Origin of the sequence: Vibrio clamense, assembly GCF_050337905.1 — a bacterium.
Taxonomy (GTDB): domain Bacteria; phylum Pseudomonadota; class Gammaproteobacteria; order Enterobacterales; family Vibrionaceae; genus Vibrio; species Vibrio cortegadensis.
Genome location: NZ_JAKJTJ010000021.1, coordinates 160,050 through 181,155, shown reverse-complemented (window position 1 = coordinate 181,155; position 21,106 = coordinate 160,050). Strand labels below are relative to the sequence as shown.

Annotated in this window: 17 protein-coding genes; 5 read left to right on the top strand and 12 right to left on the bottom strand. The window is 42.5% G+C overall.

The genetic code is table 11. The annotated features are described in order from the left end of the window. Positions 1-38: 38 nt before the first annotated feature. The 7 genes from acpP to yceD form a co-directional block, all read right to left on the bottom strand. Positions 39-272: an acyl carrier protein gene (gene acpP, locus L4C39_RS08510; protein WP_017051317.1), complete on the bottom strand. Its 234-nt coding sequence runs from the start codon at positions 270-272 to the stop codon at positions 39-41. A gap of 166 nt (positions 273-438) precedes the next feature. After that, positions 439-1,173 (bottom strand): 3-oxoacyl-ACP reductase FabG, encoded by a 735-nt coding sequence (gene fabG / locus L4C39_RS08505; RefSeq protein ID WP_029203229.1) that lies wholly within the window; start codon positions 1,171-1,173, stop codon positions 439-441. 25 nt (positions 1,174-1,198) lie between these two features. Then, positions 1,199-2,122: an ACP S-malonyltransferase gene (gene fabD, locus L4C39_RS08500; protein ID WP_429745380.1), complete on the bottom strand. Its 924-nt coding sequence runs from the start codon at positions 2,120-2,122 to the stop codon at positions 1,199-1,201. Positions 2,123-2,206: 84 nt separating this feature from the next. Next, positions 2,207-3,157, bottom strand: coding sequence for a beta-ketoacyl-ACP synthase III (locus L4C39_RS08495; RefSeq protein WP_113795914.1), 951 nt, complete (start codon positions 3,155-3,157; stop codon positions 2,207-2,209). Positions 3,158-3,162: 5 nt separating this feature from the next. Further along, entirely contained in the window at positions 3,163-4,188 is a 1,026-nt protein-coding gene (gene plsX, locus L4C39_RS08490) for a phosphate acyltransferase PlsX (RefSeq protein WP_171756096.1), read from the bottom strand. Between the two features lie 10 nt (positions 4,189-4,198). Continuing rightward, positions 4,199-4,369, bottom strand: coding sequence for a 50S ribosomal protein L32 (gene rpmF, locus L4C39_RS08485; RefSeq protein ID WP_113795912.1), 171 nt, complete (start codon positions 4,367-4,369; stop codon positions 4,199-4,201). Between the two features lie 48 nt (positions 4,370-4,417). After that, entirely contained in the window at positions 4,418-4,942 is a 525-nt protein-coding gene (yceD, locus tag L4C39_RS08480; protein WP_113795911.1) for a 23S rRNA accumulation protein YceD, read from the bottom strand. A 149-nt stretch (positions 4,943-5,091) separates the two neighbouring features. Here yceD and L4C39_RS08475 point away from each other — a divergent pair, with 149 nt between their 5' ends. Further along, a complete protein-coding gene (locus L4C39_RS08475; protein ID WP_371711048.1) occupies positions 5,092-5,676 on the top strand; it encodes a Maf family protein in 585 nt (194 codons plus the stop codon). Here L4C39_RS08475 and rluC read toward each other — a convergent pair. Then, on the bottom strand, positions 5,671-6,615 hold the full coding sequence (rluC, locus tag L4C39_RS08470) for a 23S rRNA pseudouridine(955/2504/2580) synthase RluC (protein WP_171756098.1): 945 nt from the start codon (positions 6,613-6,615) through the stop codon (positions 5,671-5,673). The genes L4C39_RS08475 and rluC overlap by 6 nt on opposite strands. A 608-nt stretch (positions 6,616-7,223) precedes the next feature. Between rluC and rne the strand changes: the two genes are divergently transcribed. From rne to cobO, 3 genes are all read left to right on the top strand, one after another. Continuing rightward, positions 7,224-10,307 (top strand): ribonuclease E, encoded by a 3,084-nt coding sequence (gene rne, locus L4C39_RS08465; RefSeq protein WP_429745376.1) that lies wholly within the window; start codon positions 7,224-7,226, stop codon positions 10,305-10,307. Positions 10,308-10,589: 282 nt separating this feature from the next. Continuing rightward, the gene (locus tag L4C39_RS08460) at positions 10,590-12,149 is read left to right on the top strand and encodes a SulP family inorganic anion transporter (RefSeq protein ID WP_113795907.1); all 1,560 of its coding nucleotides are present in this window, start codon (positions 10,590-10,592) and stop codon (positions 12,147-12,149) included. A 275-nt stretch (positions 12,150-12,424) separates the two neighbouring features. Then, positions 12,425-13,030, top strand: coding sequence for a cob(I)yrinic acid a,c-diamide adenosyltransferase (gene cobO, locus L4C39_RS08455; RefSeq protein ID WP_429745374.1), 606 nt, complete (start codon positions 12,425-12,427; stop codon positions 13,028-13,030). Positions 13,031-13,146: 116 nt separating this feature from the next. Here cobO and L4C39_RS08450 read toward each other — a convergent pair whose 3' ends face one another. From L4C39_RS08450 to apbC, 3 genes are all read right to left on the bottom strand, one after another. Continuing rightward, positions 13,147-15,252: an AsmA family protein gene (locus tag L4C39_RS08450; protein WP_429745372.1), complete on the bottom strand. Its 2,106-nt coding sequence runs from the start codon at positions 15,250-15,252 to the stop codon at positions 13,147-13,149. A 221-nt stretch (positions 15,253-15,473) separates the two neighbouring features. Further along, positions 15,474-16,115 (bottom strand): uridine kinase, encoded by a 642-nt coding sequence (udk, locus tag L4C39_RS08445; RefSeq protein WP_017051304.1) that lies wholly within the window; start codon positions 16,113-16,115, stop codon positions 15,474-15,476. Positions 16,116-16,281: 166 nt separating this feature from the next. Continuing rightward, positions 16,282-17,358: an iron-sulfur cluster carrier protein ApbC gene (gene apbC / locus L4C39_RS08440; protein ID WP_371711113.1), complete on the bottom strand. Its 1,077-nt coding sequence runs from the start codon at positions 17,356-17,358 to the stop codon at positions 16,282-16,284. Positions 17,359-17,515: 157 nt separating this feature from the next. Between apbC and metG the strand changes: the two genes are divergently transcribed. After that, positions 17,516-19,591 carry a methionine--tRNA ligase gene (gene metG / locus L4C39_RS08435; protein WP_113795903.1) on the top strand — a complete coding sequence of 692 codons (2,076 nt, stop codon included), beginning with the start codon at positions 17,516-17,518 and terminating at the stop codon, positions 19,589-19,591. A gap of 187 nt (positions 19,592-19,778) precedes the next feature. Here the strand turns inward: metG and fadR are convergent, their stop codons facing one another. Then, positions 19,779-20,618, bottom strand: a complete 840-nt coding sequence (gene fadR, locus L4C39_RS08430; RefSeq protein WP_017051301.1) for a fatty acid metabolism transcriptional regulator FadR — start codon at positions 20,616-20,618, stop codon at positions 19,779-19,781. Between the last annotated feature and the right edge of the window lie 488 nt (positions 20,619-21,106).

Below are 21,106 nucleotides of genomic sequence, written 5' to 3'. Positions count from 1 at the left end.
AAACACAGGCGGTCTAGATGACCGCCTGGGAGAGAATCTTACTGAGCGCTGGTCACGTAGTCGATAGCAGCTTGAACAGTAGTGATTTTCTCAGCTTCTTCGTCTGGAATCTCAGTGTCAAATTCTTCTTCTAGAGCCATTACTAGCTCAACTGTGTCTAGAGAATCAGCACCTAGATCGTCAACAAATGAAGCTTCGTTTTTAACTTCTGCTTCGTCAACACCTAGCTGTTCGATGATAATTTTTTTTACGCGTTCTTCGAGGTTGCTCATTTTTCTTTTCCTTTACAGAGTTCGCTTTATGCGATGTTTTCCGTAGTTTATTCAAAACTTTAAAAGTTGCAAGGAAGACCTTGCTGGTCAAACCACAATTTACGCGATTTTAACCGAAAATACATACATTTTTGACCTAAATCATGCATAAATTTTATGCAACGACTTAAACCATGTACATTCCACCATTAACGTGAAGTGTTTCTCCAGTGATGTATGCTGCCGCTGGAGATGCTAAGAATACTACAGCTTCCGCAATTTCACGAGGATCACCTAAACGACCTGCTGGTACATTTGCTAGTGTAGCAGCACGTTGCTCATCATTCAGCGCTTTTGTCATATCTGTTTCAATAAAACCGGGTGCAACGGTATTTACTGTTACACCGCGTGAAGCAACTTCACGAGCCATAGACTTAGTAAAACCAATTACACCAGCTTTTGCAGCGGCATAGTTTGTTTGACCAGCGTTACCCATGGTACCAACAACAGAACCGACGTTAACGATACGACCTTGACGCTTTTTCATCATGCCACGCAATACCGCTTTAGACATGCGGAAAATAGGCGTTAGGTTAGTATCGATGATGTCATTCCATTCATCGTCTTTCATACGCATTAGCAAGTTATCACGAGTGATACCTGCATTGTTAACAAGAATGTCAATCGCACCGAATTCATCGTTGATGGTTTTCAGTGTAGCAGCAATTGAGTCAACGTCAGTGACATTAAGAGCAAGACCTTTACCGTTCTCACCAAGGTACGCACTGATTGCATCTGCGCCGCCTTCAGACGTAGCAGTACCGATAACTTTAGCACCACGCTCAACTAAAAGTTCAGCGATTGCACGACCGATACCACGGCTTGCGCCTGTAACCAGTGCAACTTTGCCTTCTAAATTCATCATAACTTCTCTATTAAGTGGTTATTTACTTAGCAGCTTCTAGTGATGCAGTATCATTAACTGCTGCAGCTGTCATAGTTTTTACGATTCGTTTTGTTAGACCAGTAAGAACTTTACCAGGGCCTAACTCAAGAAGTTTTTCAACACCTTGTTCGTTCATCGCTTGTACGCCTTCAGTCCAACGAACTGGGCTGTAAAGTTGACGAACTAATGCTTCTTTAATTTTTGCAGGATCTGTTTCAGCCGCTACATCAACATTGTTGATAACTGGCAGCGCTGGCGTGTTGAACTCTAGTGCTTCAAGCGCAATAGCTAGTTTGTCTGCTGCTGGTTTCATTAGAGCACAGTGAGAAGGAACAGAAACAGGTAAAGGAAGTGCACGCTTTGCGCCTGCTTCTTTACATAGCACACCTGCACGCTCTACTGCTGCTTTGTTACCTGCGATAACAACTTGGCCTGGAGAGTTAAAATTAACAGGAGACACAACTTCATCTTGCGCTGCTTCTTCACACGCTTTAGCAATCGCCTCATCACCTAGACCGATGATAGCGTACATTGCACCAACGCCAGCGGGTACAGCTTCTTGCATAAGCTGGCCGCGCAGTTCAACTAACTTGATCGCTTGTTTAAAATCAATAACGCCAGCACACACTAATGCAGAGTATTCACCTAGGCTATGGCCCGCAAGGTTTACAGGTTGCTCTAAACCCAGTTCTTGCCATACACGCCAAATCGACACAGAAGCGGCAAGTAATGCAGGTTGAGTTCTGAATGTCTCGTTAAGATTTTCAACAGGGCCATCTTGAATAAGAGCCCACAAATCATAACCAAGCACATCTGACGCTTCTGAAAAAGTCTGCTTAACAACATCATACTTTTCGCCAAGATCAGCCAACATGCCAAGAGCTTGTGAACCTTGACCTGGAAATACGATAGCAAATTTGCTCATTTCATTTACCTTCAGAAATTCAATATATAAATGCAATAAAGGTGAAAGTGACTTACTTTTACCTATTAATTTTTTTAATGCTAACTAGAATTTAACTAGAGCTGAGCCCCAAGTAAAACCGCCACCAAATGCTTCTAATAGCAACGTCTGTCCACGCTTAATACGACCATCTCTGACCGCTTCATCTAACGCAGTCGGTACCGTAGCAGCGGAAGTATTACCGTGACGATCAAGGGTCATCACTACTTGGTCTAAAGACATCGTCAGTTTCTTCGCGGTTGCGGAAATAATACGATAGTTCGCTTGATGTGGTACAAGCCAATCCAATTCAGATTTATCCATATTATTAGCCGCTAGCGTATCTTTAACTAAACGCGAAAGTTGAGTTACTGCCACTTTAAATACTTCGTTACCCGCCATATGAAGCCATTTATCGACATCACCACCACGCTCAGGTACTTCAAGGCTCAGTAATTCACCAAAGCGACCATCAGAGTAGATATGGGTAGAAAGAATTCCAGGCTCTTCACTCGCACCAACGACGACAGCGCCTGCCGCATCACCAAATAGAATGATGGTAGAACGGTCTGTTGGATCACACGTTTTTGAAAGCGCGTCAGCACCGACAACCAAGACATTTTTACACATGCCCGATTTGATATGTTGATCTGCCACTGATAATGCATAAACGAACCCAGAACATGCCGCAGCCAGATCAAATGCCGGACAACCGACAATGCCTAGCTTACCTTGAACTTGACAAGCTGAAGATGGGAACGTGTGGCTGCTACTGGTTGTTGCAACAATAATCAGATCAATAGCGTCTTTATCAATGCCCGCCATTTCTATTGCTTTCTCAGACGCATAAAAAGCCATATCCGCAACAGTTTCATCATCAGCTGAAATGCGGCGCTCTTTAATACCAGTACGAGTTACAATCCACTCATCTGTTGTGTCTACCATTTTTTCTAAATCTGCGTTAGTACGCACTTTAGATGGCAGATAGCTGCCAGTACCTAAAATTTTGCTATACATGAAAACTAATAATGCCTCTCGAGTAAAACCGCTTCCAAACGATCGCTAATACGGCTTGGTACTTGTCGTTTGACCTCGTGCAAAGCTTCGCCTATCGCGTTGACAACCGCGCTTACATCGGCACTTCCATGACTTTTAATGACAATGCCGCGCAATCCTAGCAAACTTGCGCCGTTATACTGGTCGGGGTTCAATGTTTTTAATTCAGAAAATAACTCAGAAAACAATTTTCTAGCTATCCAGCCTTTAATTGTAGACGCCATCATGTGCGTTTTTAATTTATCAATGAAGAGTTGTGCAGTGCCTTCACAAGTTTTTAGGCAAACATTACCCACAAACCCGTCACATACTACGACATCAGCACTATCTTGTAATAGCTGATTACCTTCAATGTAGCCAGTAAAATTGACAGATTGTGTTTGCGATAACATTTCGGCACAACGTTTGACTAAATCATTGCCTTTGATCTCTTCAGCACCAATATTAAGAATCGCGACTCTCGCAGATGTCCCTAAATGCTGTTCAGCAAGTGCACTGCCCATTACGGCAAATTGGAATAGAGAATCAGCATCACTAGAAACATTCGCGCCTAGATCGAGCATCCACGTTCTTTTTCCTGATGCGGTAGGAAGAGCAGAAACAAGGGCTGGGCGATCGATGCCGGGAAGAAGCTTAAGACGAAAACGAGAAAGAGCCATCAAGGCGCCAGTATTCCCGCCACTCACACATGCGTCGGCTTCGTCATCAGCAACCAGATCAATGGCGACTCGCATGGAACTACCCGCACTGTTTCGAAGTGCAAGAGAGGGCTTTTCTGAGTTTGAAATCACTCGATCGCAATGCTTAATACTCAAACGAGAATGAGGCTGACAATCAAGTAAAGATAATTGAGATGTGATCGTATTTTGATCACCAATAAGGACCACTTTTAGCTCTGGGAAATGCGACAGTGCCTGCACGGCGGCAGGCACTGTTACGCGAGGACCGAAATCCCCGCCCATTGCATCAAGTGCAACGGTTATATTTTGCAAAGGATCAACCTTACTTGTTGATAACCTTTTTGCCACGGTAGAAACCGTCAGCAGTCACGTTGTGACGTAGGTGAGTTTCACCTGAAGTTGCGTCTACAGATAGTGCAGCTGTAGTTAGTGCATCATGTGAACGACGCATGCCACGCATTGAACGTGATTTCTTGCTCTTTTGTACGGCCATTGACCCTACTCCTATGTAAATTCTTAAAAACACTTACCTATAAATAAGTTAGCTTTTTAAGTTTTTTAAAACATCAAATGGATTCGGTTTCTCTTCCACAATTTCTTCTGGAATATCACCAAACACCATATTATTTGAGTTAACGCTACAATTCGCTTCGTCATGCATTGCTATTTGTGGCAATCCAAGAATGAACTCGTCTTCAACTAGTTGTATGAGATCTACTTCACCGTACTCGTTCAGATCTACCAAATCGTACTCTTCCGGTGCTTCCTCTTCACTTTCCTCACTATAATAGGGAGTACAAGTGAATTGTACTTCGCACTCATGTGCGAAAATCTCATTACAACGCTGACACTCTAAATCGACTTCGACGTTAGCTTTACCAGAGATAACGACTAATCGCTGTTCATCAAGCCCAAATGACAATGAGACTTGCGCGTCGCGTTTTACGCTTTCAACAGATTCAGATAAACGTTTAAAAAGACTAGGTTGAATAACTCCAACTAAATCCAATCTCTTTTGTGCCGTTTTACCCGGGTCTACCGAGCGCGGTATTTTTACCTTTTGCATAGGGCGCGAATCTTATCTTCCAAAATGTATTTAGTCAAAGGAAAAGAAGAAAAAAGTGTACTTTTCTCCCCTTCCCGCAAAGAGAGTTATGAAGACGGACATAAGTTCGTATATCCTTCAGCAAGAACTCGAAATAATTGTAAATTAAAATGAAAAATTACCAACTAGTTTTGGCATCTACTTCACCATTTAGGCAGCAGTTACTCTCAAAGTTAGCTATGCCTTTCATTACTGCTCAGCCAGATTGCGATGAAACACCATTAGCACAGGAGTCTCCTCAGGACTTAGTGATGCGCTTGTCAGAGGAAAAAGCTAAATCATGTTCCGTTACTGAACCAAGCTTAATCATAGGCTCAGATCAAGTCTGTGTTATCAATAATACAATTGTTGGTAAACCGCACAACAGAGAAAATGCCATTTCCCAGCTAGAAGCTCAGAGCGGCAAAAGTATTACATTTTATACCGGCATCTCACTCTGGAATACCGAGACAGGTCATTGCACTACTGAGCTCGATACATTTATCGTTCATTTTCGTCAACTCAGCCGTTCCATGATTGAAGCATATGTTGACGCAGAGCAACCTTACTATTGTGCTGGAAGCTTCAAGAGCGAAGGTCTAGGCATTGCCCTCTTTAAACAACTCGAAGGCAAAGATCCAAATGCTCTGATCGGTTTACCCCTTATCACTCTCATCGATATGCTAGAGGAGCAAGGCGTCACCGTTTTATCATAAACGTCGCAACCCCGTTAAAGCTTCTTCGAGACGTTTTTCCATCGGTGCCGAGATGTCCATCTTTTCATCCGATCCCGGGTGAACAAATTTAATATTCGCGGCATGCAAAAACAGACGGCCGAGACCAACCTTACCGGTGTAGGCATCAAATCGACGATCGCCATATCGGTCATCCCATGCAATTGGGTGGCCGGCATATTGGCAATGTACACGAATTTGGTGCGTACGCCCGGTAATAGGGCTCGCTTGCACAAGTGTCGCATCTGCAAATTTTTCCAACACTTTGAAACGAGTCTCAGACGCTTTTCCGTTTGGGTTAACTCGAACAATACTGTTTACTTCGTTTTTAAGCAGTGGCGCATTCACAACTTTACAGCTCGATTTCCAAGCGCCCATCACTAAAGCAAAATAATATTTCTGTACGGTTTTTTCACGAAACTGTGCTTGCAGGTGGCGTAACGCAGAACGCTTCTTCGCCACTAACAAAATACCAGACGTGTCTCTATCTATACGGTGGACTAACTCCAGAAAGCGAGCGTCAGGTCTTAAAGCTCTTAATGCTTCGATTGCACCAAACTTTAAACCACTTCCGCCATGTACCGCAGTACCAGATGGTTTATTCAGAATTAACATATGATCATCTTCGAAGATGATCGCATGCTCTAATTCAGAGACCTTATTCAATTTGGTATTTGGAACGTTGTCTTCTGTTTTTTCTTCAATCGTTACTGGCGGAATTCTAACTATATCTCCAGCTTTTAACTTATATTCAGCTTTAATTCGCTTCTTATTTACACGGACTTCTCCCTTACGCACGATTCGATAAATCATGCTTTTAGGGATGCTTTTTAGTTGGTTTCGTAAGAAATTATCAATACGTTGACCAGCCATATCGTCGTCAATATCGACAAATTGGACTTTAGTTCTAATTTCACTCATGCCGTTATTGTATCACTCAAATGTCTATCACATCACATTTTCTTACTTCTCTTTTACTGTCACCAATTTGCCAAATATTGCTGATTTTTGCATCAAAATTTATGAGAACTAAAAAGCTGTGTATAAAAATAGCCCTTATTTAGCACAAATGTGCGTTTATTGTCTTTAAACCCTATATAAACATAGGCTTACTCAGCTCAAAAAAGAACCTAAAAATATTTATTTTGCCTGTTTATAACAAAGCAGATTGCTGTGAATTCCCTCCACTGTTATAGTTCTCAGCTGCTATTGATTAATTGATTGTTTTTTGTACTCGTCAGTTATCGACAAGCAATAATAATTGAGTAGAAAACTTAGTATCCAGTGCAGCAACCGGCGTAAGACACGAAGAGCTAAGTCACCTTATCGCTCTACTCATCGTAAACTCATGTTGAGTATTCACCGCCACATCGCGGATCATAGGCAACATACCTATGATGACTGAAGTGCCCTAGAGCATCCCTTCCAGCCGGGAGGTTGCAACGTTAAAGCCGTGGGATCAGGCACCATGAGAAACGAAATAAAGCGATAAGATCAAAATAAAAGAAAAGACAACGAGAATTTCTAAAATGAAAAGAATGTTAATTAACGCAACTCAAAAAGAAGAGTTGCGTGTCGCTTTGGTTGATGGTCAGCGACTATTCGATCTTGATATCGAAAGCCCAGGCCACGAATCAAAAAAAGCGAATATCTACAAAGGACGTATTACCCGTATTGAACCAAGCCTAGAAGCGGCATTCGTCGACTATGGTGCAGAAAGACACGGTTTCCTACCTCTTAAAGAAATTGCCCGCGAATACTTCCCTGATGGTTATACCTACCAAGGCCGTCCAAGCATTAAAGAAGTGCTAAAAGAAGGCCAAGAAGTAATTGTACAAGTAGAAAAAGAAGAACGTGGCAGCAAAGGCGCTGCTTTAACAACTTTTGTTTCTCTTGCGGGTAGTTACTTAGTTCTTATGCCAAATAACCCTCGTGCTGGCGGTATTTCTCGCCGTATCGAAGGTGATGAACGCACGCAACTTAAAGCAGCATTAAGCACTCTTGAGCTACCTCAAGGTATGGGGCTTATTGTCCGTACAGCTGGTGTTGGTAAAAGTGCAGAAGAGCTTGAGTGGGACTTAAATGTACTGCTTAATCACTGGGGTGCAATTAAACAAGCCTCTGAGACTAACCAAGCTCCGTTTTTGATTCACCAAGAAAGTAATGTAATCGTTCGTGCAATTCGTGACTACCTACGTCGCGACATTGGCGAAATCTTAATTGATAGCAATACTATTTTTGAACGTGCTCAAGCTCATATTCAGTTGATTCGTCCTGATTTCATGAATCGTGTTAAGAAATACGATGGTGAGGTGCCACTGTTTAGCCACTACCAGATTGAAAGCCAGATCGAATCTGCCTTCCAACGTGAAGTTCGCCTTCCATCTGGTGGCTCTATCGTAATCGACCCAACTGAAGCACTGACTTCTATCGATATCAACTCCGCACGCGCAACAAAAGGCAGCGATATTGAAGAGACTGCGCTTAACACTAACCTAGAAGCGGCCGATGAAATTGCTCGTCAATTACGTCTACGTGACCTAGGTGGTCTAGTTGTTATCGACTTTATCGATATGACGCCAGTTCGTCACCAACGTGAAGTTGAAAGCCGTCTACGTGATGCTGTTCGTTTAGATCGCGCTCGTGTTCAGATTGGTCGCATTTCACGCTTTGGCCTTCTTGAGATGTCTCGTCAACGTTTGAGCCCATCACTAGCGGAAGCAAGTCACCACATTTGTCCTCGTTGTACGGGTACTGGTGTTGTACGTGATAACGAATCTCTAGCACTATCTGTTCTACGTCTTATCGAAGAAGAAGCTCTGAAAGACAACACAGCACAAGTACTTGCTGTTGTGCCGGTTCCAATCGCTTCTTATCTTCTGAACGAAAAACGTCGCTCAGTAAATCACATCGAGAAGAATCAAGGTGTGAAGATCACGGTTGTTCCGAACTCTGATATGGAAACACCTCATTTCGAAGTAATTCGAGTGAGAGAAGGTGAAGAGTTCGATCTGTTATCTTACCTACTGCCTCAAAAACTGGATGCTTTGAAAGAAGCGGAAAGCAAAGAGCCTGTTGAAATTGACATCAAACCGAAGAAAATTGAAGAACCTGTATTAAAAGGGTTTGCCGCGCCAGCACAATCAGCGCCAACACCAGCACCCGCTCCAACACCTGCAGCTAAACCTGCTAAAGTTGAAGAAAAAACAGATTCTCAGCCTGGTTTATTCAGTCGTTTCTTTAAAGCATTGACTAATTTCTTATCTAGCCCTTCAGAAGAAGTGAAAGAAGAAGTTAAGCAAGAGCCAAAACAAGAGAACAATCGTCAACGTCGCGATCGTAATGATCAACGTCGTCGTAACTCTCGTGACAATGGTAACCGCGATAACAAACGTCGCCGTAAACCTGCACGCGAAGAGCAAACTGAAGAGCAAGGCAACAAAGCGAATGAGCAACAGCCTCGTCAACAACAAAACCGCAAGCCACGCCAAGATCGCCGCAACAAGCCGAAAACGGAAGTTAAAGCGCCATCTAAGCTAGCTGAACAGGGCCAACAACTTGCTGCTGAAGCAAACGCTGCACCGTCTGCTGACACTAACGCAAAACGAGATGCTAAACCTGTTGAGAAAACTGCAAAAATCAAAGAGCGCCGTCAACGTCGTAAATTGAATAAGCAGATTCGCGTTAATGGTAAAAAACCAGAAGTTGAAGCAGAAACTCAAGTTCAAGCGGAAGTTCAACAACAGAAACAAGCTGTTGAAAAAATAGAAGTTGAAGCGACTAACGATACAGTTCAAAAAGAAGAACCGAAACAACGTCGTAACCGCCGCTCTCCTCGTCACTTAAGAGCAAGTGGTCAACGTCGTCGTCGTGGTCGTGATCGCAAACCAAATCCATTCCGCCTTCGTCCAGGTGGTGTTGCCTCTCCTGAGATGGCAATGGGTAAGGTAATGCCGATGTACGTACCTAAGCCTCATCACCATGCTGCACCTAAAGTTGAACAAGAAGTGGTTAATACCGAGACTGTTGAACAAAATGCTCCATTAGGTGGCTACGCTTTCCCTGAAACAGCAATGGGTAAAGTGATCATCAAGCGTGAAGAGACGGTTGAAGCAGTTGTAGCGGCTTCTGTTGCAGAAACAAAAGCTGAAACAGTTGAAGTAGAAACTGTAGTTGAACCCGTAGTTGAAACGACTCCTGTTGTTGAGACTCCTGCTATTGAAGAGACAAGCGTTGCAGAAGAAGCAACGGTTGAACAAGCTCCAATAGCGGTTGTTGAGGCGAATACTGAAGAGACTAAGACTGTCGAAACTCAGACTATCGAAACTAAGGTTGAAGCTCCTATCACTGAAGTACCTACTGTTGAAGAAAAGCCAGCTGTAGTTCTTGAAGAGCAACCAGCTGTATCTAAGCCAGTGGTTAAAGCAGCCGTTAAGGGTGTTAAATCTCAGGCGGGTTCAGCAATGGCAAGTGCACCAGGCCCTCAAACTTTAAAAGAGATTGAAGTCGTAGCTGCACCATTTAAAGCAGAGCGTTACCAACCGAAAGGGGCTGGTAGCCAAGTCGCTCGTAGCAGCGCATCTGCAGGAATGACCAAGCCACAAGGTTACTAACCTAGCCTCATATAGTCTAAAGCACTATATCTGAAACAAACGAGTCGCATTATGTGCGGCTCGTTTTTTTTGGTCTAAAATAGAGACATGATGAAGATCATGTATTTGTGACGATTTTTAGCCAATATGCGGTTCATTCTTGAACTTAGTCACACTTTTAGGTAGCATGCGCCGACTTAAGTTCTCGACACCAGATTCTTATGCAGCTCTTTTCCACCACTGTTTAGTACGCGTATAGAAATTTGTGTCGGGTAAAATCCATCTTTAGCATACTGAGCCCCCATGTTTGAATTCCCCCAATTTTCGAAACACTCTGTAAAAAACGATGTGTTATCAGGTTTAACAGTAGCATTAGCTCTTGTTCCTGAAGCCGTAGCATTTGCATTTGTTGCCGGTGTTGACCCAATGGTTGGTCTATACGCAGCCTTCATTGTTGGTTTAATTACCTCAGTCTTTGGTGGTCGTCCAGGCATGATTTCTGGCGCAACAGGCGCAATGGCTGTTGTAATGGTCAGCCTTGTCGCAACACATGGTGTTCAGTATTTATTTGCAGCCGTATTACTTGCAGGTATCCTGCAAATCGCAGCGGGCATATTTAAGCTTGGCAAATTCATCCGAATTGTTCCGCACCCAGTAATGATCGGTTTTGTTAACGGGCTTGCTATCGTTATCTTCTTAGCACAACTAGGACAATTTAAAGCGCCTGATATGTCTGGAGCGTTAACTTGGCTTCCTAGTGGTCAAATGACGATCATGCTTGGTTTAGTTGCTCTAACGATGGGTATTATCCATTTCCTTCCTAAGCTAACGACTGCTGTCCCGTCTTCTCTAGTGGCGATTGTCACGGTAACGGCGCTTGTCGTTGGCCTAGATCTAGAAACACGTACTGTTGTGGATTTCCTACGCACCATGTCGGGCGATGAAGCAGCAACGCTTGCTGGTTCACTACCAACATTCTCAATCCCTTCTGTACCATTTACTCTAGAAACGCTACAGATCATTTTGCCATACGCGGTTATTCTTGCAGCTATCGGCTTAATTGAATCATTGCTAACACTGACAGTACTAGACGAAATGACCAATACTCGCGGTCAAAGTAACCGTGAATGTGTTGGTCAAGGTATCGCAAACATGACATGTTCTGTTTTTGGTGCGATGGGTGGTTGTGCAATGATTGGTCAATCGATGATCAACATTAACTCAGGTGGCCGTGGCCGTTTATCAGGTATTGTGGCTGCTGTTGCTCTGCTGATTTTCATCCTATTCGCTTCTGCCCTAATCGAGATGATTCCTCTAGCGGCATTAGTTGGCGTAATGTTTATGGTTGTAATTGGTACATTTGAATGGGCAACATTTAAACTTGCACGTCGCGTACCTAAACAAGATTTCTTTGTCATCGTTTTGGTTACCGTTGTAACAGTAATGACTGACTTAGCCGTTGCAGTAGCAGTAGGTGTTGTCGCTTCAGCGCTTATGTTTGCTTGGCAACATGCGAAACATATCTACGCAAGCAGTTCACTAAACGAAGAAGGTTCAAAAGTTTACCAAATTCACGGCCCTGTATTCTTTGGCTCTGCGGCAAACTTCTTAGAACTTTTTGACGCACAAAATGACCCTGCAGACGTTATCGTTGATTTTGCAAATTCTCGTGTGACTGATCACTCAGCAATTGAAGCAATTGAAACCATTGCAGAGCGTTACACGGCGTTAGGAAAGACTCTACATTTACGTCACCTGAGCCAAGATTGCCGCGCTCTTCTTCATAAAGCAGGCAGCCTTGTTGAAATCAATGTAAAAGAAGACCCTAGCTATAAAGTTGCAACCGACTTACTTGCTGGCTAATCTAGATTATACCTATCAAAGGCCGATGCGATTTGCATTGGCCTTTTTTATACCTCTTTGTTTTTATATCTCATCATTTTTATGCCTCATGGCTTGCCGCCCCCACCTTCTTAGACCTCGACATCTGCCTGTATTATTTCTTTGTATATGTCTCTATTGACCAACAGAGGAAACTTAGCGCCTATTCACCCAAATTTTGAAGGTTTTTAGCTCTCCAACATTGCGTTATCATGCAAGGAAACTATTCTGAAAAACTAGGCTGAAAAGGAATACCTATGCCAATTGATGACAATAAAGAAGCTCGACACAAAGCGCGCCAACAGAAAGTAAAAGATCAGGTTGATGAAAGAGTGGCGGCAGCGCAAGAAGAGAAAGGGCTACTGCTTGTGATCACTGGCAACGGCAAAGGAAAATCAACCTCCGGGTTTGGAACCGTCGCAAGAGCGGCTGGTCATGGCTTAAATTGTTCTGTTGCTCAATTCATCAAGGGAACTTGGGATAATGGCGAAAGAAATTTACTTGAAAAGCTTGGGGTTGAATTTCAAGTGATGGCAACAGGCTTTACTTGGGAGACTCAAGACAAGCAATCGGATACCGATGCCGCACAGTTAGTGTGGAAAGAGTGCAAACGCATGCTGCAAGATGATTCTATTGATGTGGTGCTACTGGATGAACTGACATATATGGTCACTTACGGCTACATCGACCTCGACGAAGTCATTGAAGCACTGACGCAGCGTCCTAAGATGCAATCTGTTGTTATCACTGGCAGAGCGGCACACCGTAGCCTCATTGAGCTTGCGGATACCGTATCTGAAGTCAGAAATGTAAAGCATGCTTTTGAATCAGGTATTAAAGCCCTGAAAGGCGTCGATTGGTAAATCGATTACCTTTGAGTGCTTATCTTGTTAGTGCTTAGCCATCGAATATTTAGCGATCAAAAAAACGTCCCTATCCAGGGACGTTTATCTATTAAAGTTGAATCTGAATAGCAGACTTAATTAAACAGACCTTTCAACAATCCATTGACGGCTTCTTTGGTCTTTTCGTCTTTAATTTTATCGGTGAGTTTTTCAACACCACGATCAACCTCTTTCTTCGCTTTTTGTTTTAAAACATCATCAAAAACAAGTTTGAACTTAGGGTCTGCCCATTTTCCCGTAATTTTAACAGGGATCGTTACGTCTTTAAGATCATCAATATTTTGACCACCTTGCCCTTCAAGTGAACCAACAATCGATGTTCTCACTAGAAAGTCAGCCGTCTCGCTAATATAATTGGCTTTACCTTCACCGTGGATCCGAAGCAGTGGCGATTGCATGTTTAGATTGTTTGTTGAGACTTCACCATTGTTCAATGTCAACGTCGCGGTCATCGCACTAAAGTCAGTCTTTTGAGCTTCGCTACCCTCTTTAACTTCTTCACCTTTGATTTTGGCATAGTTAGTACGAATCAATTGAGCTACATTGATCCCATTTACCGCGCCATCTTCAAAGTTAATTTTGATCGTCCCGCTAATATTTTTCTTTATGCCTGTTGGCGTTAAGCCTTTACCTTTTACATCAACGTTGATGTTACCGCTTCCTTCCAACTTATCATTGTTCGCCACATCTTTAAGCAATGGCTGAACTTTAACGCCGATGATTTGTTTTTTGGCACTATAAGTCGCTGGCACTTTACGAGCATCTAATCGGGCACTTGCTGTAATTGAACCTTGATAAAGGTTTGAGCTAAATGATTGCAGATCAACCACACCACGATTAATAGAAAACGCAGTATTCACACTCTGCATTCGAGCATTGTTCGCTTTAAATTTGTCGATGGTAATCTTGCCTTTAACATCAAGTCCTTTTAAAGCACTCAGATCGGGTTCAACTTCAGGCCCTGCTTTCGCTGGGGATGGTTCGTTACCTGCCGAGTCCGTCTTATTGTTACTGTCCGTTGCTTGCCCTAGCCCCAAAAACTCATCTAAATCGATATTTGGACTATGAAGTGCAAAACGTACTTTAGGAATATCAGCAAGCGTAATATTCGCTTTACCATCTAACTGGATTTTATTTAGGGTCAGTTTTTCTAGAACGAAGTCCAAATAACCTTTGTTAATGTCAAAGCTAAAGTCTGAATTCATCTGTATTTTCATTGGCGACTGCGGCAAGCTATCTCCAACAAAAGATGAATCTAGTGTGAGTGACTCAACCGCAAGAAGAGAGACTGCACTATCAATAGAAAATACTGCGTCACCTTTCACATCAAGTGCAAGATCCGCAGCGTTACCTTTAACGCTATAACCTAACGAGTTTGGCTGATCAAATTCAAATCGATCTAACGTGATTCTTGCGTCTTTAATCATATTCACGCCATCATCAAATGTGGCATCAAATGCAATGTCTCTAACCGCATATTCCTTATAGCCTTTAGAAAGCTTAAGCTCAGCTTCTCCTTTGGCTGTAAAATTTTGCTGATTATTTTTACCTTTCGCTTCAAAAAGAATCGATGTCCACTGTTCTGCTTTAAACTCAGACATGCTAAAGCCGACATCATAGAGTTTTGTGTACGTTTTGGCTTTATGATCTTGAATTTCAAGAAGCGCGTTAGTGACTGTAATGCCAGCTAAATCGATAGACCATGCACTGCTAGATGAGGCTGTTGGTTGCTCATCGCTTTGAGCCGGATTCTCATTTGCTACGGTTTCAGAAGGGGCGGTTGAAGAAGTTTGAGTAAGCGCATCAAGGTTAGATTTACCATCACTTAGCGTTTCCAGATGAACTTCAGCGCCATCTAGATAAATATTGCCGATCTTCAGGTGTTGGCTAAACAGTGGCGTCACATCTATTTCAATACCAACGCGGTCTACTTTGAAAAAAGTATCGTTGCTGAACCCTTGTGGATTCTTTAGCTCTGTTTTCCCCATTTCAAAACCAATGGTAGGGAAAAACGTCCAGCCGATATCTCCGGAAATATTAAGTTCCAGTCCGGTCTGTTTTTGTGCTTGTTCAGTAATAAGTGGCTTGAATTGATTTGGATTGACGAATAACACCAGTGCGGCCACTGCAAGAACAATGACGAAAATCGGCACACTAATGAACAACAGTAACTTTTTCATAAGCGTTTTCCTTGATTAATATCCAAAAATAAAGTGGCACATAAAGTGCCACTTATTATATAAAAAATGCAACTTACATTCAGCTTTCATTTTACTCAACTCGTTCAGGTTTAAGACAATTTTCTGTCAACCTAACAAATTGAAATAATGATAACGTCGGTAAGATCACTATAGTTATTTGACTCTATGCAAATGACTGATAGCGACTTCGCTTTAATGACTTAGCTTTTCAGCAACTTAGCGATGTGAGCTTTCAATACGTCGATTGCGATACGGTTCTTACCACCACGAGGCACAATAATATCCGCATGTTGCTTAGACGGCTCAATAAACTGCATAAACATTGGGCGTACTGTTTCTTGATATTGTTTAAGAACAGAGTCCATTGTACGACCACGCTCTTCTACATCACGCTTAACACGGCGTAGTAAACAGATATCTAAAGGTGTGTCCATAAAAATAGTCGCATGCATTAGGCTACGTAGACGTGGATCAGTCAGTAATAAGATACCTTCAAGAATGATCACTTTCTTTGGCGTCAACGTCACTGAATTTTCAGTACGTGTATGCTCAGTGTAGCTGTAATCTGGCACATCTACAGCTTCGCCTTTGATAAGTTGCTCTAAATGCTCACATAGTAGGTCATGATCAAGTGCACTCGGATGATCATAGTTAGTTTTCACTCGCTCTTCCATGCTCAAATGGCTTTGATCATTGTAGTAGCAATCTTCCGTGATAACACCAATTTGATGGTCGCCTACTTTTTCACGTAGCTCATTATAAATGGTGCTCGCGATCAGACTTTTTCCAGAAGCAGAAGCGCCCGCGATACCTACGATGACGCATTGATTATTATCAGACATTATTTGTGCACCCAATACTGTATGGTGATAGGAATAGATAAACCGCCTAATTATAGGGACTTCAGTCAACAGATACTAGTCAGGATGAGACCTAAGTCAGAGTATTTATTGTATTTGTACAATTAAAGACCATATAAAATCCTAAATTAGTGATGTGATCACATTATTAGCTAATCGTCATAACATTAATTGCATCAGGCTTAACTTTTCCCTGCCAAAACAGGCTGCATGCAACTCGATCAGCCAGTAGCTGATATTGCTGCGCATGTTCGCTATCAGGTCTTGATACCACCGTCGGTTTCCCCATGTCGATGTCATTTCTTACATCAATATGCAGTGGTATCTGAGCTAATACTGACAACCCAAATTCCGAGGCCATCTGCGCCGCCCCACCTTGTCCGAATATATGTTCTTTTGCACCACACTGACTACAGATATGATAGCTCATATTTTCGACGACACCGACAACAGGTACATGCACCTTATCAAACATCGCCACGCCTTTTTGTGCATCGGCTAATGCTAAGTCTTGTGGCGTTGTAACGATCACAGCACCTGTCACTGGAATTTGTTGAGATAAAGTGAGTTGAATATCTCCTGTACCCGGTGGCATATCGATCACCAAGTAATCGAGCTCTGGCCACTCTGTCTCATTTAGCAATTGAGCTAATGCTTTCGATGCCATTGGTCCACGCCAGATTGCCGCCTCATTTTTATCAACCAAGTAGCCAATTGAGTGAGTATAAATGCCAAATGCTTCTATCGGCTGCATCCACTTGTTATCACGAACACTTGGCTTTGCATCTACCTTGCCGATCATCATTGGGACAGAGGGTCCATAGATATCCGCATCCAGTAAACCAATTTTTGCGCCACTGGTTGCCAGTGATAGTGCAAGGTTGACCGCCGTGGTCGATTTCCCTACCCCGCCTTTGGCAGAAGAGACTGCTATTATATTTTTGACCCCTTTTATACTTTGAGTCACTTCTGTCTCTAATGACTTAACTACGCAAGAAACCGTATATTCAAAAGGTGCTACATTCTTCTGTTCTTGTTCTGTTGCAATCCATGTCGATAAAGACTGCTGAAGCACTTTGGAGGCAAATGGAATCGCGATATCAAACGTACCTGTCGCTTTCACCGAGACAATACCCACGCTACTTGCCCAATTTTCAATCAGCAGTGGATGCTGATACTGATTCAACCAATCACAGAAATCTTGTTTACTCGTAAACTGACGCATATAAGCTCCTTTTTTATTCATGCTACCACCTCATTGATTTTGACAGAACCCTAAAAAAACTAAGGTATTACTCACTCTCATGCCTTGGAGTCAGGCGGCGCATAAGGTAATATCAACAATCAATTTTTATCCCTATCTAGTAAAGCGAATATTAAGTATGGCAACTGACCCAAAAAACGTTTCTTCAAGGAAACTGCTGGTAACTTGTGCCCTTCCGTACGCTAACGGTTCTATCCACCTAGGTCATATGCTTGAACACATCCAAGCTGACATTTGGGTACGTTACCAACGCTTACGTGGCAACACTGTAAACTTCATCTGTGCTGACGACGCTCACGGCACGCCAATTATGCTTAAAGCGCAACAGATGGGTATTACTCCAGAAGAGATGATCGCAGCAGTCAGCGAAGAGCATCAAAAAGACTTCGCAGGTTTTGATATCAGCTTTGATAATTATCACAGCACTCACAGTGAAGAGAACCGCGAGCTTGCATCTCATATCTACCTTGAGCTGAAGAAAAACGGTTTTATCTCTAGCCGCACGATTTCTCAGTTATTCGATCCTGAAAAAGAGATGTTCCTTCCTGACCGTTTCGTGAAAGGTACATGTCCGAAATGTAAGTCTGAGGATCAGTATGGCGATAACTGCGATAACTGTGGTGAAACTTACAGCCCAACAGAACTGATTGAACCTAAATCAGCGGTTTCTGGTGCAACACCTGTAATGAAAGATTCAGAACACTTCTTCTTCGATCTTCCTCAATTTGAGAGCATGCTGAAAGAGTGGACTCGTTCAGGTTCTCTTCAAAACGAAACTGCAAATAAGATGCAAGAGTGGTTTGAGTCTGGCTTGCAACAGTGGGACATTTCTCGCGATGCGCCATACTTTGGCTTTGAAATTCCAGGTGAAAAAGACAAGTTTTTCTACGTGTGGCTAGATGCTCCAATTGGCTACATGGGTTCATTTAAAAACCTATGTAACAAACGTGATGACCTTGATTTTGATGAGTACTGGAACAAAGACAGCAAAACTGAACTGTACCACTTCATCGGTAAAGACATTGTTTACTTCCACAGTCTGTTCTGGCCTGCAATGCTTGAAGGCTCTGGTTTCCGTAAGCCAAATAACGTATTCGTTCACGGTTACGTAACGGTAAACGGTGCGAAAATGTCTAAGTCAAAAGGCACATTCATCAAAGCGGGTACTTACCTAAACCACTTAGATCCAGAATGCCTACGTTATTACTATGCTGCGAAGCTTAACAGCCGTATTGACGATCTAGACTTAAATCTTGAAGACTTCACACAACGTGTAAACTCTGATGTTGTAAACAAGATCGTTAACCTTGCATCTCGTAACGCTGGTTTTATTACTAAGCGTTTTGAAGGCAAACTGGCGGACAACTTTGCAGAACCTGAGCTTTACGCTGAATTTGTAGCAGCTTCTGAGCGCATTGCTGAACTTTACGAAACACGTGAATTTAGCCGTGCCATTCGTGAAATTACGGCTCTTGCTGATAAAGCGAACCAATACATTGATGAAAAAGCCCCTTGGGTTCTAGCGAAACAAGAAGGTAAAGAGCAGGAGCTACAAGAAGTTTCTTCTGTTGGTATCAACTTGTTCCGCGTACTGATGGCATACCTGAAACCAGTAATGCCAGAGCTTGCTGCTCGCACTGAAGCGTTTTTAAACGAAACGTTGACGTGGGAATGTATTGCACAACCGCTAACGTCTCATGAAATCACTAAGTTCAAAGCTCTATTTGCTCGTATTGATCCGAAGAAAGTAGAAGCGATGGTTGAAGCATCAAAAGAAGATGCTGCTGTTGAAATTGCAGCGAAAGAGAAAGCGGAAGCAGAAAAGAACAAAGCAAGCCAAACCGAGCTAGACAAAGATCCAATCGCTGATGAGATTGAGTTCGATGCATTCGCTGCAGTTGATATGCGTATTGCTCGCATTATCTCTTGTGAAGAAGTGCCAAAGGCTAACAAACTGCTTAAGTTCCAACTGGACATCGGCGGTGAAACCCGTCAGGTATTCTCTGGTATTAAGTCAGCGTACAAACCTGAAGAGCTTGAAGGAAAGCTAACCGTAATGGTTGCTAACCTAAAACCTCGTAAAATGAAGTTCGGCATGTCAGAAGGCATGATCCTAGCCGCTGGCCCTGGTGGCAGCGATCTGTGGATCCTTGAGCCACATGAAGGCGCACAGCCTGGCATGCGTGTAATGTAATCACGCTGGAGGGCTTGGTCCACATCTAAGCCGTACCAAATAAAAAGCCAGTATCTGATTGAGATACTGGCTTTTTTATAACTATTCAAACGCTACAATGCGCTTTAAAATCATACGCTTTGTAAATACAGTGTGTTGACCTTTCTGGTACAAATTCGAAAGAAATCAAACAGTGCGATTGGGATTCTTAGCTATCATCTTCTGTGAAGTTAGTTGGTAACGTTTTTTTCATCTCGTTCCAAATATATCCACTTTCAAGACCATACTGTCTAATTAAGGCTGGCAGTTGATCGCGCTCGTCGCTTTGACAAATCTCAAGAAGATCACGGTAGAATTTCAGCGCTAGCTGACGAGATTGCGGACAAGAGAAGTAGTAACTGCCAATGCGATCATATAGCTTCTTCACACCATTAAAAATCAAGCCATAAACTTGGTTCCCGGAATGGAAGGCTAATCGTTGAAACAGCATGTAATCATAGAAATTGAACGTTTTCGCCATCAAGATAACCTGACGTTTCTGTTCATCTTTTTCGTTGTCATCTTTAATGCTTTGCTTAATTTTGTCGGCGTATGGAGAAGACTCAACAAACGCATCCCAAGATTCAGCAGCAAGCAGACTTTCACATGATTCAATCACATTTTGAATCGTACGTTCAGAACTTTCTTTATTCACTTTAAACGCATAGCGCATGAAAATCGGACTGATATTAGAGCGAGCCGCCAAAAGATCTTCCACAATGCTTGTCGCATTGTCGCTATCAAGGGAAATCAAAGTATCAAGAATATGCAAACCTGATGTTTCCATGAACTGGTTTACTTTCGTTGGTTTACCGTGCTGGATAGTCAACCAACCATCACGAGCTAAACGCTGTAAAACTTCACGTAAGGTGGTTCGTGTCACTCCAATTAATTCAGATAACTCACGCTCTGCGGGTAGAATTGAACCCGGTGGAAAGCGGCCATTCCAGATGCTCTCGATAATGTACTTTTCTGCAAAGCCGGCAGGGCTTTTTGCCTTAATGACCATTTATATTGGTATCCGATTATAATTTTTTATATTGATAGACTCATCATACCACTAGTTTTGTGTCAGCGGAAACCTCTCTCAGTGAATCGTAAGCACAAAAACATTTAGAGTACAAACTCTAATACAATTTAGAGCCTTACAATTTTTTAAGTCCAGATAAAGATTTTGGCACTCCCCCTTAAATACACAAAATCGACAAATTAACCGATATATTAGTCACATTTGTCAAATCTCAATCTGCAATGTAATTTTGTAAAAATCTCTCTTAGAGATAGCTTTAAATATCTTTTTTGAATGCTTAATTACGATTATGATACCCATGCGCTATTTTCATAAACATCTATAGAAGCACACACTACTCTGATCGCGTTTTTTAACAAAAATTGCCTTTATATCGTACGTCGGTACAATTCTTGTTGACTAAATGTTATCTAAGAGTAGAGTTGCGTGCGAAGCAAGGAGTGCTTGTAATTACTAGGAAGTGACTT

Excerpts from the sequence above, each read along its gene's own strand:
- acpP (WP_017051317.1), bottom strand. The coding sequence starts at position 272 with ATGAGCAACCTCGAAGAACGCGTAAAAAAAATTATCATCGAACAGCTA.
- fabG (WP_029203229.1), bottom strand. The coding sequence starts at position 1,173 with ATGAATTTAGAAGGCAAAGTTGCACTGGTTACAGGCGCAAGCCGTGGT.
- fabD (WP_429745380.1), bottom strand. The coding sequence starts at position 2,122 with ATGAGCAAATTTGCTATCGTATTTCCAGGTCAAGGTTCACAAGCTCTT.
- L4C39_RS08495 (WP_113795914.1), bottom strand. The coding sequence starts at position 3,157 with ATGTATAGCAAAATTTTAGGTACTGGCAGCTATCTGCCATCTAAAGTG.
- rpmF (WP_113795912.1), bottom strand. The coding sequence starts at position 4,369 with ATGGCCGTACAAAAGAGCAAGAAATCACGTTCAATGCGTGGCATGCGT.
- yceD (WP_113795911.1), bottom strand. The coding sequence starts at position 4,942 with ATGCAAAAGGTAAAAATACCGCGCTCGGTAGACCCGGGTAAAACGGCA.
- L4C39_RS08475 (WP_371711048.1), top strand. The coding sequence starts at position 5,092 with ATGAAAAATTACCAACTAGTTTTGGCATCTACTTCACCATTTAGGCAG.
- rluC (WP_171756098.1), bottom strand. The coding sequence starts at position 6,615 with ATGAGTGAAATTAGAACTAAAGTCCAATTTGTCGATATTGACGACGAT.
- rne (WP_429745376.1), top strand. The coding sequence starts at position 7,224 with ATGAAAAGAATGTTAATTAACGCAACTCAAAAAGAAGAGTTGCGTGTC.
- L4C39_RS08460 (WP_113795907.1), top strand. The coding sequence starts at position 10,590 with ATGTTTGAATTCCCCCAATTTTCGAAACACTCTGTAAAAAACGATGTG.
- cobO (WP_429745374.1), top strand. The coding sequence starts at position 12,425 with ATGCCAATTGATGACAATAAAGAAGCTCGACACAAAGCGCGCCAACAG.
- L4C39_RS08450 (WP_429745372.1), bottom strand. The coding sequence starts at position 15,252 with ATGAAAAAGTTACTGTTGTTCATTAGTGTGCCGATTTTCGTCATTGTT.
- udk (WP_017051304.1), bottom strand. The coding sequence starts at position 16,115 with ATGTCTGATAATAATCAATGCGTCATCGTAGGTATCGCGGGCGCTTCT.
- apbC (WP_371711113.1), bottom strand. The coding sequence starts at position 17,358 with ATGCGTCAGTTTACGAGTAAACAAGATTTCTGTGATTGGTTGAATCAG.
- metG (WP_113795903.1), top strand. The coding sequence starts at position 17,516 with ATGGCAACTGACCCAAAAAACGTTTCTTCAAGGAAACTGCTGGTAACT.
- fadR (WP_017051301.1), bottom strand. The coding sequence starts at position 20,618 with ATGGTCATTAAGGCAAAAAGCCCTGCCGGCTTTGCAGAAAAGTACATT.